This window comes from Alloprevotella sp. oral taxon 473 str. F0040 (assembly GCF_000318095.2).
Lineage (GTDB): Bacteria > Bacteroidota > Bacteroidia > Bacteroidales > Bacteroidaceae > Alloprevotella.
This window is the reverse complement of sequence record NZ_KB290716.1, coordinates 50,656-67,623: the sequence shown is the minus strand read 5'-3', so window position 1 is coordinate 67,623 and position 16,968 is coordinate 50,656. Positions and strand designations below refer to the sequence as shown.

The following is a 16,968-nucleotide window of genomic DNA, read 5'->3' as shown; positions in this document are numbered from 1 at the left end:
TTTCCTTTTCTCTGTTGCTGGCAAGCCTTTAGGCTTCTGCCAGCAGCAAGAGAAAGGTTGTATAATTTCTCACCTTCAGCTTTCCTATCACAATGAAGAATAGAATAAGTCAATGGGTATCTCGCGGTGCACTAGCCACCATGGCCATGCTTGCCATAAGTGCCTGCACAGACGACCATTTTGATATCAAAAATACCATAGGTTCTGATAAGACCCTTTGGGAAACCATTGAGAGCAATCCCAATTTGTCAGACTTTGCTGGAATCTTAAAGCGTACCAAGGTCTTGAGCAATGAGAATGATCACAAGTCTACTATCACAGCAGCAGAGTTGTTGAATCAGTCTCAGAGCTTCACCATGTGGGCTCCCGTTAATGGTTCTTTCAATGCAAAGACTTGGAACGATACTCTCGATGCTGCTGCTAAGTATGCCGCTCTCGGCACTCCCGAAGGTCGCACTAAAGCACTCGACATCTCATACTATGTTTGGTCACAGCTTGTAGGTAACCACATTGCTCGCTTTAACCACGAAGGTTATACCGGCAAACAGGAAATCAAGATGATGAACCAAAAGAATGCCATCTACTCAGGTGACAAGTTTAGCAGCATTCCTGTTCAAGGTAGCACCCAAGTAGCCAGCAATGGTAGCCTACATCTTTTGAATGGTGTTGCCCCCTTCGCCTACAATATCTACGACTATCTCGGTTACTATCCACAGTTCTCTAGTGTCAACAACTTGATTGCATCTCGTACTGAAATCGACACCCTCTGGAATCGTTCGACTCCTGGTGCCTTGAATGAGAAAGGACAGATGGTATATGTGGATACTGTTGTGAGTCGTCGCAACGAGATTCTTAATTTTGCAAGAGCCAGCATTCGTAATGAAGACTCTACTTATGTAGCCCTCATCCCAACGAATGAAGCATGGCTCCAAGCCAAAGAGAAGATAGGTCGTATTTTGAAATATGGTCAACGCTACTCTTATGAATGGAACGGTGCTGACTTCAACCGTAAAACCCTCAAGGACCAGTTCAGACTTGATGCACCTACCAAGGCCGATCCTAAGATGACACTTGCAGACTCCTTGCAACAGCATGTCACAGAACAGAACATCGCTGTCAATATGTTCTTTGCGCCTTATTATATGCGCAACATCGATGGCAAAGACTCTGCTCAGCTCAACAACTATGTCAATCATGCAGACTCTTTGGTTGCTACATCTGGTGTCGTGTTCTATAATTCAGCAGCAGATGGCAAAGGTACTAACAGCGCACAGAATCCTGTGTTAGCTGGTATCACTCCTTATCGTGCTTCTAATGGTTACATCTATCGTTTGACGAAGTATGATTTGGATCCAGCTTATGCTTGGGTACAAAAGGTGGAGTATCTCATGGGACGTTCTGGATTCTTTGTGATTCTCAATACCAACAATGTTCGTTCTGCTTCTGGTAAGGGAACATTCATTACACTCAACGAGTCTAACTATAACGAGTATCGTGCTAAAACCGATGAAGCTGGTAATGAGATTAAAGATGCTGACGGTAATGTTGTCATGACTGGTGTCAAAGGCGACATCGCAACCAACACTTATGTTCGCTTCCAAATCGACAACATCCAGTCTGAGATGGTAGTTAACCTCCGCTTGCCACAAGTATTCTCTACGCGTTACGAAGTAGAACTTGTTATGGTGCCTTCTAAGACCGACCTCAACTTCGGTGATGTAGATGATGAGCGCGTTGTTTTTTCTGCCAAAGTCTTAGACGACGAAGGTAAGGAAATCGAGTTTACTGACGAAGATGGAAAGGCTACAAAAACCATCACCATCGACCAAGAAGAAAAAGATGCGAAGGGTAATCCCCAGTTCGATCAGAGCAAGGTCAACACCATTAAGCTTGGTAAGTACATCGAATTCCCCAAATGCTATAGAGGATTGCCTAGTGGCATCGACTCATTCCCTCGTTTGGTGATCACCATGCCTAAGAAGAGAAGAAGTGACAAGAAAATCCGTTGCAGCGCACTCAACATCGTAGCTCTAGTTCTCAAGCCTTATCGTGGCAATTAAGCCATCTAAACTATAATCATCGAAGAATATGAATATTGATCATCGCAATAATATGATGCAAACAGCCCTACGTTGTGGCGTCAGTCTCTTCGTACTTTCAGGAGCTTGCGTGCTCAATGCACACGCTGCGGAAGTAAGCGATAGCACACGGATGGCCGATAAGAAAGCAGTTCACCAGCCTGCCGCTCAAAAGAAGGAAGTGAAAGGTGTGGTCTACGATGCTGCCACCAATCAACCTTTGAGTGGTGTGCGCGTGCAAGCACTCAACAATCGCTACTACAGTGCACTTACCGACGAAAAAGGTGAATACACACTCCGTGTACCTGAATATATCACGGCCCTCTATGTATCGACCGATGGATACAATGGAGTGCAGGTAGCACTTCGTGGAGAGAATCTTCGCAACGTCTATCTTTATAGCAATCAACTCCCATCGCTCTACTCTAATGGGACAAACATTCTCCAGAAGCGTGTAGAGCGAATCAATGAGTCTAGCTCCATCACCATTGAAAATGACATCGAACAACGTCTCCATGGCGCAGTTCGCACCATCAATCGTGGCGGAATGCCCGCACAAGGTGCAGCCATGTTCATCAATGGTCTCAATTCCCTCAATGCAAGTGCACAACCTTTGGTGGTAGTCGATGGAGTAGTGTGGGATATGCAATATAGTCGCACCACTCTTCACCAAGGTTTCTATACCAATGTCCTCAATCTTTTAGACACAGAAGACATTGAAAGTGTAGAAGTGTTGCAAAACGGTACAGCACTCTACGGAGCTGAAGGAGCCAATGGGGTCATCCGTATCACCACCAAGCGTGGTCATTCTATGGCCACTCGCATCAACATCCGTGCTTTTGGAGGTTTTGAGCAGATGCCCAACACCCTTTCGGTGATGAACTCCAAGCAATATCGCAGCTACCTTGCCGAGTTCTTGGGTACTACTCCCGATGCTCGCTTCCGTGCTTCCGATTTGTCCGTTCCTTTCCTCAACGAAGACAAGAAGAGCTTGTTCTACGATCTCTATCACAATGAGACCAATTGGCAGAAGCCTCTCTATCGCAATGCTTTCAGTCAGAACTATCGTGTGAATGTGCAGGGTGGTGACGAAGTGGCTATGTATAACTTGTCTTTGGGTTATAGCCAAAGTGAAGCTACTGCAAAGAAGAATGACTTCAATCGTTTGAACATCCGTTTCAACACTGATATCAATCTTTTTGACGGTTTTACCACAGCTTTAGACATGACCTACGTGCGAAATGCCTACAATCTCCGTGACAACGGATGGGCTTCCAGTTATGCGCGTAAGAATATCTCTTCTCCCAATGTGTTGGGACTCATTCAGTCCCCATTTGTAGACCCTTATGCTTACTTCCTCCGTTATTTAGGAAATAATCAATTGGGCTTTGTGCACAATAATCGTGTATATACAGGTCAAGATTACACTGCAGCTAACAACCCCTTCCTCTTCGCTTCTCGTTTTGGATTTGAAGGTTTGGCGCATCCCTATTGGGTGCTTGACAATGGTGAAGGAGAAAATAAGAACTATCAAGAGCAAACACAATTCTTGCTTAACGTAGCTCCTAAATATCAAATTAACAAGAACCTCTCAATCACCAACCGCTTTGCCTATTCTCTTATCCGTAGCAATGAAAAGTATTTCATGCCAGCTAGCGGAACTCCTAAGAAGTATGTAGAAGGTCTTGGCATGGTGCAAAATGTCATCGCCACACAGTTTGGTAAGGAAACCACCATCAACAATGATTTCCGCATCGAATGGACCAAAAACTACGGTCAGCATCAATGGGATGTCTTCGGAGGATTCCGCATGGCATCTTACGGATATTCCGATAGCTTTTCAGAAGGTTACAACAATGGTAATGACAAGACGCCCAACATCAGCTATCGTCTCGACTATCTCGGCAATGGTGGTGTCAATGACCGTTGGGTTAACTTGGCTTACTATGCCAATGTAGACTACAACTTCCTCAATCGCTACTTCGTCAAATTCATTGCTTCTGCAGAAAGTTCCTCACGATTTGGTAAGGAAGCTGAGGGGGGCATCAAGGTTGCTGGCGTAAAATGGGGTCTCTTCCCCTCTTTGCAAGCTGGTTGGGTGATGAGCAACGAAAAGTGGTTCAATGTATCTTTCATTGACTATGCTCGACTCACTGCAGGTTATGAGATGAGCGGTAATGACGATCTCGATTACTATGCCACCCGTACCTATTTCCAGAACATCAAGTTCTTGGATCGCGCTACGTCATTGGAACTTGCTAACATAGCCAACCCCAAGATTCAGTGGGAAACTACGCATCGTCTCAATGCAGGTGTGCAGCTGAATATGTTCCGTAACCGTTTGGCACTTGGTGTAGACGTATATCGTTCTATCACGACCGACCTGCTCACTCGTCGCACCGTGAGCGACATCACAGGTCTCTCACGCCAGTGGACCAATGAAGGCGAACTTCGCAACACGGGTGCTAGTGTTAATGTCAATGCAGTCTTGATCAACACCAAAGACTTCAAGTGGAATCTCGGATTCAGCGTAGCACACTATAAGAACGAAATCACGAAACTTCCACTCACTGAGAACAACGTAATCCGCACTTACCGGTTAGACAAGAATGCTCAGAAGATAGCTTCTAGCGAAACCGTGTTGAATGGTTACACTAGTTCTATTTATGGCAAGGACAACATCCTTACTGCAGTGGGCGAAGCCGCAGGCGTTTTCTATGGCTACAAGACCGCAGGTGTTTTCTCTACCACTGCCGAAGCTAAAGCTGCAGGTTTGAAATATCCCACGGGCCTTTCTTCACAGCCTTCACGCGATTTCAAGGCAGGCGATGTTCACTTTGTCGATCAAAATGGCGATGGTTGGATCAATGAAGCTGACCGCGTAAAAATCGGTGATCCCAATCCCGACCTCTATGGTAACATCTTCACCACTCTCAACTACAAGCGTTTCACTCTCGATGTCAACTTCAAGTACTCTTTGGGCAATGACATTTACAACTATCAACGCATGCAGCTTGAAAGTGCCAACAACATTTGGAATCAAACCACTGCTGTAGTCAATCGTTGGCGTGCAGAAGGTCAAAAGACCAATCAGCCACGCACCATGAGTCCTGAGTCACTCAACTGGGTAAACAATGAGCGTTTCTCTGATCGTTGGATCGAGGATGGTTCTTACCTCAAGCTCAAGCGAGTTCGTCTCACTTATGAGCTTCCTGTAAGCCTTTCTTGGTTGCAAGGATTCTCCGTATGGGGTGAAGCCAACAATGTTGTAACCCTCACGAAGTATCTCGGCAGCGATCCAGAAGTAACCGCAGGCAACGGAGTCCTTTATCAAGGTATTGATACAGGCATGCTGATGCAAAATCGTAGTTTCAATCTCGGTTTGACCATCAACCTCTAAGCTTGTTCGAGGAAAGTATAAGGAAATGGCAAGTTCCATCCCATAAGATGGGCTTGCCGCCTCCACTTTCGTTACTCCCATCCCCATACATCACATTAGATTCAACACTTCACCATCATGAAGAAATCAATTCTTTCGCTGATTCTCGCCCTCGTAGGCTTTGGTGCACTCACCACTTCGTGTGAAGATATGCTCACTCCCGATATTGACCGTTATGCAGAGAACTTCTCTGGTCGAGACACTGTCAATTTCTATTTCGGCATTCTGCGCAATCTTCAAGGCGTGGTAGAGCAAAACGTCTTGCTTGGAGAATTGCGAGGCGACCTAGTCAGTGCAACGGAGTATACCAATGACTCCATCAACAACATCATCAATTTCCGCGACCATTCTGATGGAAGCAGCGAATTGTTGAACCGCGCTGCCTACTACAAGGTGATCAACCAGTGCAACTTCTACCTTGACAAGGTGGACTCTATGGCACTGAGAAATAATAACTACTACATGCGCCGTGAGTTGGCTCAAGTTCAGCTTGTGCGTGCGTGGACTTATCTCCAACTAGTACAGCAATACGGCAGCGTTCCTTTTATCACTGCTCCCGTTAGCTCAGCTTCTACTGGTTGGGAACAAAATCCTCCTCTTGGATTTGCCACTCCCGACAACCTCCTCAACCTTTTGGAACAACATGGCGGCTTAAAGCAAGCCTATGCCTACAGCAATGGATTAGGTTATATCAACTATCCTAACTTCAAAACTGGTGCTGGAGACTTTGCACAAGCACTCACAGTCTTCAATGGCGATCTTGTATATGGCGATCTCTATTTGCTCCGTGGTGCCGACAAGTCTGACTACGAGAAAGCAGCTACCCATTTCCATCGCTACCTTGACCGTAATACTAGATTAGCAGTCTCTGCATATGCTAGAGCTTATCGTCGTGACGGTGATCGTTCTGACCTTTTTGATGCCACTTCTGGTTGGTATTCCCTTTATGAAAATAAGAACATTATTTCGCAAGGACGGGTGTTTACTTCTATCCCTTCAGCGGCCAACAGCTTCTTCGGTAAGGTGCTTTCTCGCATTCCTCAGATTTATGGATTCGATGCTAGCTCAACTACCAGCCGCGATACTAAAGAATCTACGGGAAGTGATGGCAAAAAGAAGGAAGAAACCAGCTCACAGGGAGAGGTATCATTATCTGTCAACTATCGCAATCGTCAAGTACAACCCTCTAATTCTTACCTCAAGCTGAATGAGAGTCAAGTATTTGTCTATAATGAATTTGATGACAACAGTCGTCGTGTTAAGGATGTGAAATATCCCGCATTAGGAGATATCCGAGGCAATCAGAGTGCTCCCATCTACATGACTGAAGCAGGTCAGTTGCGCTTTATCCAAAAGTTCAACATGCCTTCTAACTCTCCTAATGGAGCCTATGCTACCTCCAGACCTCAGTTCTCCTATGGTATTCCAGTTTACACACTTCGTCGTATCTATCTTAAGTATGCCGAAGCCATCAATCGCGCTGGATACCCACGTATGGCATTTGATGTGCTCCGCTCAGGCTTGAGTCCTGAAAACAACCCACGTTTGGTAGAGCGTACATTCGTCGATACAGTCTATACAGACGACACCAAGAAGGACATCTCCAGAATTATATCCTTGACTCGTCCATGGATTATTCGTCAGATAAATGGGCCTAATAGCATTGGTGAAAGCACCATTATTCGTGCAGGTGAAAAGGAATACCTTGATTTCAGTACCTTCACCAATAAGACTAATGTAGGCATACATTCCGCAGGATGTGGTTTCTTCACTGATGCTGATACTGTTTGGGTCTACAAGAACGTCGTTGCCCAACGTATTGTTGACGAAGCTGCACGTCAGGGTGTAGCTATGGAGAAGCCTGAGCTCTTGGAAACTCCCAAACTTGAGTTTGATGATACCAAGACACGTGTTGAGAAGGAAGCCACTGAATCAGGCGACGAGTATGATCACGTTTATGTGACGGGTAAGCTCACACCTTATGAGCCTACTCAGGCTGAAATTGCAGCAGTAGAAACTCTTATTGCTGATGAAATGGCGCTCGACAATGCTTTTGAAGGTCACCGTTACTTTGATCTCATGCGCATCCAACGTCACCGCAACAAGGCTGGTGATGAAAAAGTGAACAACTCATGGATGGCATGGTTGATTTCTCGTCGCGATCTTGATCTCAAACCTTATGAGCAACCCACAAAGACCGGAAACTTCTACGATCGTTTCGTAAGTGGCAACTGGTATCTTCCAGCTCCAAAGGCACGTAACTAAGCAGAATTTAGGCATTTTAGAGTCATGATTATTCAGATGCCTCAATATTTCTAGCGTAAAACGCGCTCAGTCCGCAAGGATTGAGCGCGTTTCTTGTTGTACTATTCCTTGTCACATTGAATCTAGTTTCGTTAGCTCGTAGTATAGAAACACTAGTCGAACTTTATCTTTTCTGTCAAAATGGAAAGAAGGTAAAGAAAACTTTACACTTTTACCATGTCATTTTAACGTGGCATTGTCTATACAAGTTAGTTGATGGATGTTTGCGCATCGTACATCCCATTATTTTTTGTTGGTCGTAGGAGAGGATTATCGCTTCTCTTCTAGTTGAGCATAGATTTCTCCGAGAACATTCCGAAAATCTCCTAGAGATTATATTTTACATAGGAGACTTTGAACGAATAACTAGGCAATTTACGTCTAATCCATTCTATCTGATAGGCCAAAAGTGGCTTAATTTTACTCTACAACAAATGACGTATGGCAGAATAAAGCTACATACACCATCTTCTGAGACTAGAAGACCATTTGGACTCTTCTAGATGGAAGAAAACTCATGTGATTTTTGCCTTTTGAAATTAAGACTTCTGTAGGACAGAATTGAAAACGTCTGCTAATGATGTCGCCCTTCCGTGACTGAATACATGCAATTATCCGAATAGGTCCAGCACATGATGACTCATACATGACAAGGAATATGATGTGTGGGGAGTAGAAGTCCAAGCTATATAAAGAAGAAGTGTTTAATTCTACCTTTATCTGGATGAGATAATCCTTTGCTAAGTCTGATATAGCCGAGTATGACCCAGAAAAGGCGTTTTTCCTTTGCTCCAAGGCAAAGAAAGTGCAGATATATTTCTCTGTTTACACAAGAAATCTTATATTTGCAGCTAAACAAGTACGATATAATGGAATTTTCCGCACAACAAATAGCAACCTATCTAGAAGGAATCATCGAGGGTAACCCAGATGCTGTGGCCAAAACCTTTGCCAAAATTGAAGAAGGCGAGGATGGTGCACTCTCGTTTCTGGCCAATCCCAAATATACTCACCATCTTTACGAGACACAATCGAGCATCGTCCTGGTAAATAAAGACCTCCAGCTCGAAAAGCCTGTGGCTGCCACGCTCATTCGCGTAGACAATGCTTATGAGTCTATCGCACGGTTGTTGGCACTTTATGAGAGTATGACCCAAAAGCGTAGTGGGGTGCACCCCTTAGCTTTTGTTAGCGAAACGGCTACACTAGGCGAAGATGTCTATGTAGGGCCTTTTGCAGTGATTGGTGATCATGTGACTGTAGGCGATGGTACGCAAATTTACAGCCATGTGGTGATTGAAGAAGGGGCGTATGTTGGCGACAATTGCTTGCTTTATCCTCATGTGAGCATCTATCATGGTTGTAAGATTGGCCATGAAGTTATCTTGCACAGTGGTTGTGTCATTGGTGCCGATGGATTTGGTTTTGCACCTTCTGAAGAAGGTTATGAAAAGATTCCACAAATCGGTATTGTTACTCTCGAAGATCGTGTGGAAATAGGTGCAAATGCTTGTGTAGACCGTTCCACCATGGGTACGACCATCGTGCGTCAAGGCGTAAAGCTCGATAATCTTGTGCAGATAGCGCACAATGTAGAAGTAGGAGCACACACCGTAATGTCAGCACAAGTGGGCGTGGCAGGCAGCACGAAAGTAGGAGCTTGGAGCATGTTTGGTGGACAAGTGGGCGTGGCTGGTCACCTCCATCTGCCCGATGGCATGCAGGCTGGTGCACAAGCTGGCATCCACACTGCCCGCACTGATGGTGCTCCCGTCATGGGTACACCCGCCATCAATGCAAAAAAGTTTGCTCTCTCCAGTGCCGTATTCAAGCAATTGCCCGATATACGCAAGGAAATGCTTGCCTTGCGCAAGGAGCTTGACGAACTTAAAACTAAGTTAGGACAATAAAAGCCTTGCCTTCGCCGTTGCTTATTGAAAGCATGGATGCTGAACATTTAGTGTTTCGTAGACATTCATCGACATTGGGCTTCTCGTTTTCGTATTAGTCCAGTTCTCTGGAATCTCCAACACCTCCCTTAGGATATTGGTGATAGCATCGCATGTTTGTTGTCCACTTTCCACTTTAATAGATTTAAATTCCTATGCAACATACCCTTAAAGCTTCCTTCTCCCTACAAGGAAAAGGACTTCACACAGGGCTTCAGCTCTCGATTACTTTCCTACCTGCTCCAGCAGATTATGGATATAAAATTCAACGAGTAGACCTCGAAGGCCAGCCCTACATTATCCCGTTGGCCGAAAATGTGATAGACACTTCTCGTGGCACCGTAGTGGGTACGCCAGAATGTCGTGTTTCTACTATTGAGCATGCCATGGCTGCGCTCGTGGCACTTGGAGTGGACAACTGTCTCATCCAAATCAATGGGCCAGAGTTTCCCATTCTTGATGGTAGTTCCATCTTGTATGTAGAGCAGATACTCAAAGTGGGACTTGAAGAACAAGACGCTCCTCGTCGCTACATTGAGATTACCGAGCCTTTTGAGTATTATGATGAGATTTCAGGTTCTTGCTTGCGTGTACAACCAGCAGACCGCTTTGCGATAGATTCAACCATAGAGTTTCCCGATAGTCAGTTTGTACAACGTCAAAGTGCAACTTTGGAGCACATGTCAGATTTTGCTGAGGAAATCGCTTCTGCTCGCACGTTTGTTTTTGTGCGTGAGATTGAAGCTCTCTTGCAAATGGGGCTCATCAAAGGTGGTGATTTGAGCAATGCTTTGGTGATTTATGAGCGTTTGGTATCGCAAGAGCGTCTGGATAAATTGGCCGATACGCTCGGTGTAGAACATCGCGATGCCAACCAATTGGGCTATTTGCAAGAACGTCCAGCCCAGTGGTCGAACGAACCTGCCCGTCACAAGCTTCTCGACATCATAGGAGACATGGCACTCATAGGACGTCCTCTCAAGGGACGTATTATCGCCATCCGTCCAGGTCACGATGCCAACAATAAGTTTGCACGCATGGTGCGCGCTAAATTCAAACATCTCTTTGCTTAACACATACAAGTTATGATTTCTCCTCTTGCTTTTATTCATCCCGAAGCGAAAATCGGTGAGAATTGTGAGATTGGTCCTTTCTGCTACATCGATGCTAATGTGGTGTTGGGCGACAATAATAAGCTCATGAACTCTGTGACCCTCTTGAGTGGTTCACGCATTGGCAGTGGCAACACCTTCTTCCCTGGTGCGGTGATTGGAGCTGTGCCCCAAGATTTGAAATTTCGTGGAGAAGAAACCACTGCAGAGATCGGCGATAACAACACGATTCGTGAGAATGTGACCATCAACCGCGGTACGGCTGCCAAAGGAAAGACTGTATTGGGTAGCAATAACCTTCTCATGGAAGGGATGCACTTGGGACATGACTGCATCGTCGGCAATGGTTGCATCTTAGGTAATTCTACCAAAATAGCTGGTGAGGTGGTTATCGACGACTTTGCGATTCTCTCCGCCAATGTGCTGGTGCATCAGTTCTGCCACATCGGGTCGTATGTTATGGTGAGCGGCGGCACACGCACAGCGCAAGACGTGCCTCCCTTCTGCATTGCAGCTCGCGAACCAGTGGCTTATTGTGGCTTGAACATGGTGGGATTGAAGCGTCGTAATTTCCCCTTGGATGTAATCAATGCGTTACATTCGGCCTTCTTGATTCTCTATCAAAACTCAAAGCTCTTCAACGAACGTATTGAAGAAATCCGTACCACAGTGCCTAAGTGCAAAGAAGTGGACTATCTCCTAGACTTCTTGGTGAACTCAAAGCGTGGTTTCATTGGTAAATAATCTCACGAACGCTCTGCTATATGCAATATCTTATTAGAGTGGTTTGCGACGAAGTAGATGATTTTCGTCGTGACATCCTCATTGATGAGGACGCCTCTTTCTTAGAACTCAGCAAGGTCTTGCTGGAATCCTGCAATTATCCTGATGACCAAATGACTTCCTTCTACATCTGCAATGAGGAATGGGAGCGTGGCGAACAGGTGACACGCGAGGACATGCACGAATCTTCTTCAGAAGACGTGGACCTCTACACCATGGCTGACACTTTGCTCTCTGACTTTTTGGACAAGGGCATTCGCAATTTAGAATATGTGTTTGATCCTTTCAACGATCGCGTGTTCTCTCTTTGTTTGCGTGATGAATTGCCTGGTAGTGATGAGCCTGAAGTAATCAAGTCTGTGGGCAAAGCTCCACAGCAGATTGCGGAAATGGACTTCTCCGTGAACAATGATTTTGGAGGCTCAAGTGAATCCTTTGATGATTTCGGCATAGACTCCTTCAATTCTGATGAAATTGACTTGGAAGGTTTTGAAATCTCTGACAGTCCTTCGTTTTAAATGGAATGTTCTCGTCCTAAACTCTTTGTTCTCACTGGCCCTACGGCCGTAGGAAAAACAGAACTCAGCCTGCAAATGGCTGAGTTCTTGCATTGTCCCATCATTAGTGCCGATTCGCGTCAGATGTTTGCCGATTTGCCCATCGGCACTGCTGCTCCTACTGCAGAGCAATTGGCTCGTGTGCAGCATCATTTCGTAGGAAACCTTGCACTCACTGATTATTATAGTGCAGCGCGTTTTGAAGAAGAGGCCTTGAAAGTTTGTGAGTATCATTTTGCTGACCATGATACCCTCGTGGTGAGCGGAGGAAGCATGATGTATGTCGATGCCCTTTGTCGCGGCATCGATCCTTTGCCTACTATTTCTGAAGAGGTGCGTACAACACTCTATGCACGCTTGGAAAGTGAAGGCTTGTCTGCACTGCTTCAAGAACTTGAAGAGCGTGATCCAGCCTATTTTGCGCGCGTAGATGTGCAAAATGCAAAGCGTGTGGTGCATGCTCTAGAAATTATCTATGAGAGTGGACAGCGTGTGAGCGAGTTGCTCACAGGTGAAGCTAAAAAACGACCTTTTGACGTCGTGAAAATCGGTTTGCAACGTCCTAGAGAGGAACTTTTCTCTCGCATCAATAATCGGGTGTCGATGATGGTGGCGGAGGGTTTCTTGGCAGAAGCTGAGCGGGTGCTGCCTTTTCGTGAACTAAACGCGCTAAATACGGTGGGCTACAAGGAAATGTTTCGCTATTTTGATGGAGATTGGGAGTTGGACATGGCTCTCGATCGTATGCGAAAGAATACGCGTGTGTTTGCCAAAAAGCAAATGACGTGGCTCAACAAAGACACCTCGGTACGTTGGTTCGATGCTAACGATACGAAGGGTGTGATGACCCTGATAGAACAAATGATGGTCGCTTCAAGATAAAGGTTTAAAATCGTGCATAAATAGTTTTGGTGCTGACACTACTGTGTAATTCTTAGTAGTGTCAGCACCAAAGTTTGTGAAGTGGTCTGAGAAAAGAGGTTAGTCTCTCTCATAAAGTTGAATAAGGGGTTGGGCGTGACGACAGGTTTTAATCGGAGTACAGATGAAAAATTCGTTCCATACGTTGCCATTTCTCGTCGCTGCGAGCATCGGCAGCTGCACGTTGGAATTGAGATACAAAGTTTTCCCATTCTGCTTGACGTGGTGCTTTGGCCATGCGGTCCATGGCTTCTTGCCAAGACAGGTCTTCAGGCAAGTCTACAATCATGCAGAGATAGTGGTCTAAAAGGTAGATTTCCATCTCGAGAATGCCACTGTCTTTGATGCCTTGTAGGATTTCTGGCCAGATGCCTTCACGAGAATGGAAGTAGCGATATTGACGGATAAGGTCTGGGTTTTGTTCCAACTGGAGCATTTGTACAATTCTCATAATGCGGGACAGCGCACTGCGCCTTTATAGGTTAAACATTAGAGGGGGACCCACCATAGTTTTGAGAAAACAGGATAGGATTATTCTTGTCGGTTCCATAATTGAGAAAGCCAAGACTTATGACGCTCTTCTGCGGCATTGTCGGCAGGATGCCAAAATTGGTTGCCTTGGATGGTCTCGGGCATGTAGGACTGTGGAGTGAAATGTTGAGGAAAGTCGTGAGGATAGAGATAGTCAGTTCCGTAATTGAGCGACTTCATGAGCGAAGTTGGAGCGTTGCGCAAATGGAGAGGCACAGGGATGTTGCCGGATTCTTCGACAAAGGCCAATGCAGCGTTGATGGCGTTGTATGCCGAATTGGATTTGGGAGAGGTGGCCAAGTATATGGTGGCCTCCGCTAAGGGAATGCGCCCCTCTGGCCATCCTATTTTATTGACTGCATCAAAGGCAGCATTGGCAATGAGCAGGGCATTGGGATTGGCTAGTCCGATGTCTTCGCTGGCACTAATCACCAAACGACGGGCTATAAATTTGGGGTCTTCTCCGCCAGCTATCATACGTGCTAACCAATAGATGGCTGCATCGGGGTCACTTCCTCGGATGCTCTTGATGAAAGCGGAGATGATGTCATAGTGCATCTCCCCTTCTTTATCATAGGCCATGGGGTTTTCCTGAAGACGATTGGTGACAGTGGCATTGTCGACGAGGATTGTGGCGTCTTCTGTCGTAGCATTAACAAGTAACTCAAGGATGTTGAGGAGTTTTCTTGCATCTCCACCGCTAAATCGTACAAGTGCCTCGGTCTCTTTAACTTCAAACTTGCGTTCGCGAAGGAGGATGTCTTGATGAATGGCATGATCAACAAGTTGGAGTAGTTCCGTCTCATTGAGGGGTTGTAGTACATACACCTGACAACGTGAGAGAAGAGGGCGTATCACCTCGAACGATGGGTTTTCGGTCGTCGCACCTATGAGCGTGATTTCTCCAGTTTCGACCGCTGCGAGAAGCGAGTCTTGTTGAGATTTTGAGAAACGATGAATTTCATCTATAAATAAGATGGGATTGACCGATCCAAAGAATTGTTGATTTTTGGCTTGGCTGATGACTTCACGCACTTCTTTTACGCCACTTGTCACAGCACTGAGCGTGTAGAAAGGCGCATCGAGGGTGGATGCCACGATTTTTGCCAAGGTAGTTTTACCAACCCCAGGAGGCCCCCAAAGAATAAAAGATGAAATGCGCCCACTTTCAATCATGCGACGTAGCACAGCCCCTTCACCGACCAAATGACTTTGGCCAATGTAGTTGGAGAGGGTAGTGGGACGTAGGCGTTCGGCTAGAGGTTTCAATGTGTGGAAGTGTGAAAGTAGACGTTGTACAATAGCTATGAGATGATAGGGGGAGGAGTGAAGAGCTAAGAAAATGGTAGTTTCATTGTTAAGCAAACTCCGATAGTTCGAGCCAGCGCATGGATTTCTCTTCTAATTCTTCTTCCAGTAGGGGAAGACGTTTGGAAAGTTGGGTGATCTCTTCGACAGAGGCCGAACCTGAAGAGAGGGTGCCATGGATTTCTGTTTTTTCTGTTTCGAGTTGTTCGATTTCAGTTTCGAGTTGTTCAAACTCACGACGTTCTTTGAAGGTCAGTTTTCGGCGACGATCACTTCCTTCGTGGATGGGTTTGCGGGTATCTGTGGTATCGGGGCGTTGCTCTTTGCGTTCGCGCACCTCCTCCTTCTCTTTTATTTGGAGATACTCACGATACTGAGAGTAGTTGCCAGGGAAATCGTCCACTACACCATCGCCTTTGAACACGAGAAGGTGATCGACGACCTTGTCCATAAAATAACGATCGTGGCTGACAACAATGACACATCCACGAAAGTCGGCTAAGTATTCTTCAAGCAATTGTAGGGTGGCAATGTCGAGGTCATTGGTCGGTTCGTCGAGGATGAGGAAATTGGGAGCTTGCATGAGCACAAGACACAACTGGAGTCGACGACGTTCTCCGCCCGAAAGTTTGTAGACGTAGTCTTGTTGGCGCGCTGGGGGGAAGAGGAAGTGGGTGAGAAACTGCATGGCAGTGAGGTGACGACCGCCACCGAGGTCCACTGTTTCGGCCACATTACGCACCACATCAATGACTTTCATCTGCGTGTCAAGGGGAAGCCCATCTTGAGAGAAATAACCGAATTTTACTGTTTCGCCGACTACAAAACGACCACTTGAGGGTGGCACTTGTCCGAGGAGCATCTTGATAAAGGTACTTTTGCCTGTACCATTGTTGCCAACGATGCCCATCTTCTCAAAGCGTGAGAAATTGTAATAGAAGTCTTTGAGGATTACTACGCCATCTTCAAATGTCTTTGACACATATTCGGCTTCAAAAATTTTAGACCCGATGTAGCCAGCTTTGACATTGAGGCGCGCTGCTCGCTCTTCTGTACGGCGTTTAGCCTGTTGTTCCAGTTCGTAAAAAGCCTCTTTGCGTGAGCGACTTTTGTGACCGCGTGCTTGTGGTTGGCGGCGCATCCAGTCGAGTTCTTTGCGATATAGATTGCGCGCACGGTCTATATTTGCATTCGTAGCAGCTATGCGCTCATCGCGCTTCTCTAAATAGTAGGCATAATTTCCTTTGTAGCTATAAGCCGTTTGCTGATCGATCTCTACGATAGACTGGCACACGCGATCTAGAAAGTAGCGATCGTGGGTGACGAGTAGCAGAGCTTTTGTGTTGCGTTGAAGATATTTTTCAAGCCACTCAATCATTTCGAGGTCGAGATGGTTAGTGGGTTCATCGAGAATGAGTAAATCTGGATTGGCAATGAGCACAGAAGCCAAGGCCACTCTCTTTTGTTGTCCACCAGAAAGAAGGCCAATGGGTTTATCGAGCTGGGTGATTTTAAGTTGGGTGAGGATTTGTTGGGCTCGAAGTTGCACTTCTGTCCATTCTTCATCTGCATCGAAAGTATCAGTGTGTGCCTGTAACGTCTGGCCTTCATCGGCAATGAGGAGTGAGGCATACTCAGCGCGTAGTCGACTCGCTACGGCTTGTCGCACGGGCATTTCAGGCGAAAAGTCGGGAGTCTGTTCGAGCATACCTATGCGCAGCCCTTTCTGAAAAACAATATCTCCAGAGTCTGCGGTGTCTTTTCCTGCAATGAGACTCAGCAAGGTGGATTTTCCTGCACCATTTCTGGCAATGAGTCCCACGTGTTGTCCCTCCGCAACACTGAAAGATAAATCTTCGAAGAGAATTAAATCACCGATGCTCTTGGTTAAATTCTGTATATCTAAGTAAGGAGTGGCCATGAATGGAAAATTTTATGAAGCGAATTTACAAAAAAGAGAGGAGTTAATTCGTATAATTAAGAGAA

Annotated in this window: 10 protein-coding genes and 1 pseudogene; 8 read left to right on the top strand and 3 right to left on the bottom strand. The window is 45.9% G+C overall.

Annotated elements, in window-relative coordinates:
* Positions 1 to 92 precede the first annotated feature (92 nt).
* The 8 genes and pseudogenes from HMPREF9999_RS04505 to miaA all read left to right on the top strand — a co-directional run bounded on the left by HMPREF9999_RS04505 (position 93) and on the right by miaA (position 13,104).
* A complete protein-coding gene (locus HMPREF9999_RS04505) occupies positions 93 to 2,060 on the top strand; it encodes a hypothetical protein (RefSeq protein WP_009437240.1) in 1,968 nt (655 codons plus the stop codon).
* Positions 2,061 to 2,088: 28 nt separating this feature from the next.
* Positions 2,089 to 5,478: a SusC/RagA family TonB-linked outer membrane protein gene (locus HMPREF9999_RS04500; protein WP_009437239.1), complete on the top strand. Its 3,390-nt coding sequence runs from the start codon at positions 2,089 to 2,091 to the stop codon at positions 5,476 to 5,478.
* Between the two features lie 117 nt (positions 5,479 to 5,595).
* Positions 5,596 to 7,782, top strand: a complete 2,187-nt coding sequence (locus HMPREF9999_RS04495; protein WP_009437238.1) for a RagB/SusD family nutrient uptake outer membrane protein — start codon at positions 5,596 to 5,598, stop codon at positions 7,780 to 7,782.
* A gap of 908 nt (positions 7,783 to 8,690) precedes the next feature.
* On the top strand, positions 8,691 to 9,731 hold the full coding sequence (gene lpxD, locus HMPREF9999_RS04490; protein ID WP_044063117.1) for a UDP-3-O-(3-hydroxymyristoyl)glucosamine N-acyltransferase: 1,041 nt from the start codon (positions 8,691 to 8,693) through the stop codon (positions 9,729 to 9,731).
* Between the two features lie 188 nt (positions 9,732 to 9,919).
* Positions 9,920 to 10,828 (top strand): annotated as a pseudogene (locus HMPREF9999_RS04485) (UDP-3-O-acyl-N-acetylglucosamine deacetylase); the annotation flags it as partial.
* A 27-nt stretch (positions 10,829 to 10,855) separates the two neighbouring features.
* Positions 10,856 to 11,626, top strand: a complete 771-nt coding sequence (lpxA, locus tag HMPREF9999_RS04480; RefSeq protein ID WP_009437234.1) for an acyl-ACP--UDP-N-acetylglucosamine O-acyltransferase — start codon at positions 10,856 to 10,858, stop codon at positions 11,624 to 11,626.
* 20 nt (positions 11,627 to 11,646) lie between these two features.
* Positions 11,647 to 12,183, top strand: coding sequence for an IS1096 element passenger TnpR family protein (locus tag HMPREF9999_RS04475; protein ID WP_009437233.1), 537 nt, complete (start codon positions 11,647 to 11,649; stop codon positions 12,181 to 12,183).
* Complete coding sequence (gene miaA, locus HMPREF9999_RS04470) at positions 12,184 to 13,104, top strand: tRNA (adenosine(37)-N6)-dimethylallyltransferase MiaA (RefSeq protein ID WP_009437232.1); 921 nt, start codon at positions 12,184 to 12,186, stop codon at positions 13,102 to 13,104.
* Positions 13,105 to 13,252: 148 nt separating this feature from the next.
* On the opposite strand, the gene HMPREF9999_RS04465 is transcribed toward miaA, so the two are convergent.
* The 3 genes from HMPREF9999_RS04465 to HMPREF9999_RS04455 all read right to left on the bottom strand — a co-directional run bounded on the left by HMPREF9999_RS04465 (position 13,253) and on the right by HMPREF9999_RS04455 (position 16,903).
* Positions 13,253 to 13,594 (bottom strand): L-rhamnose mutarotase, encoded by a 342-nt coding sequence (locus HMPREF9999_RS04465; RefSeq protein ID WP_009437231.1) that lies wholly within the window; start codon positions 13,592 to 13,594, stop codon positions 13,253 to 13,255.
* Between the two features lie 80 nt (positions 13,595 to 13,674).
* Positions 13,675 to 14,943, bottom strand: coding sequence for a replication-associated recombination protein A (locus HMPREF9999_RS04460; RefSeq protein WP_044063165.1), 1,269 nt, complete (start codon positions 14,941 to 14,943; stop codon positions 13,675 to 13,677).
* Between the two features lie 88 nt (positions 14,944 to 15,031).
* A complete protein-coding gene (locus HMPREF9999_RS04455) occupies positions 15,032 to 16,903 on the bottom strand; it encodes an ABC-F family ATP-binding cassette domain-containing protein (protein WP_009437229.1) in 1,872 nt (623 codons plus the stop codon).
* Between the last annotated feature and the right edge of the window lie 65 nt (positions 16,904 to 16,968).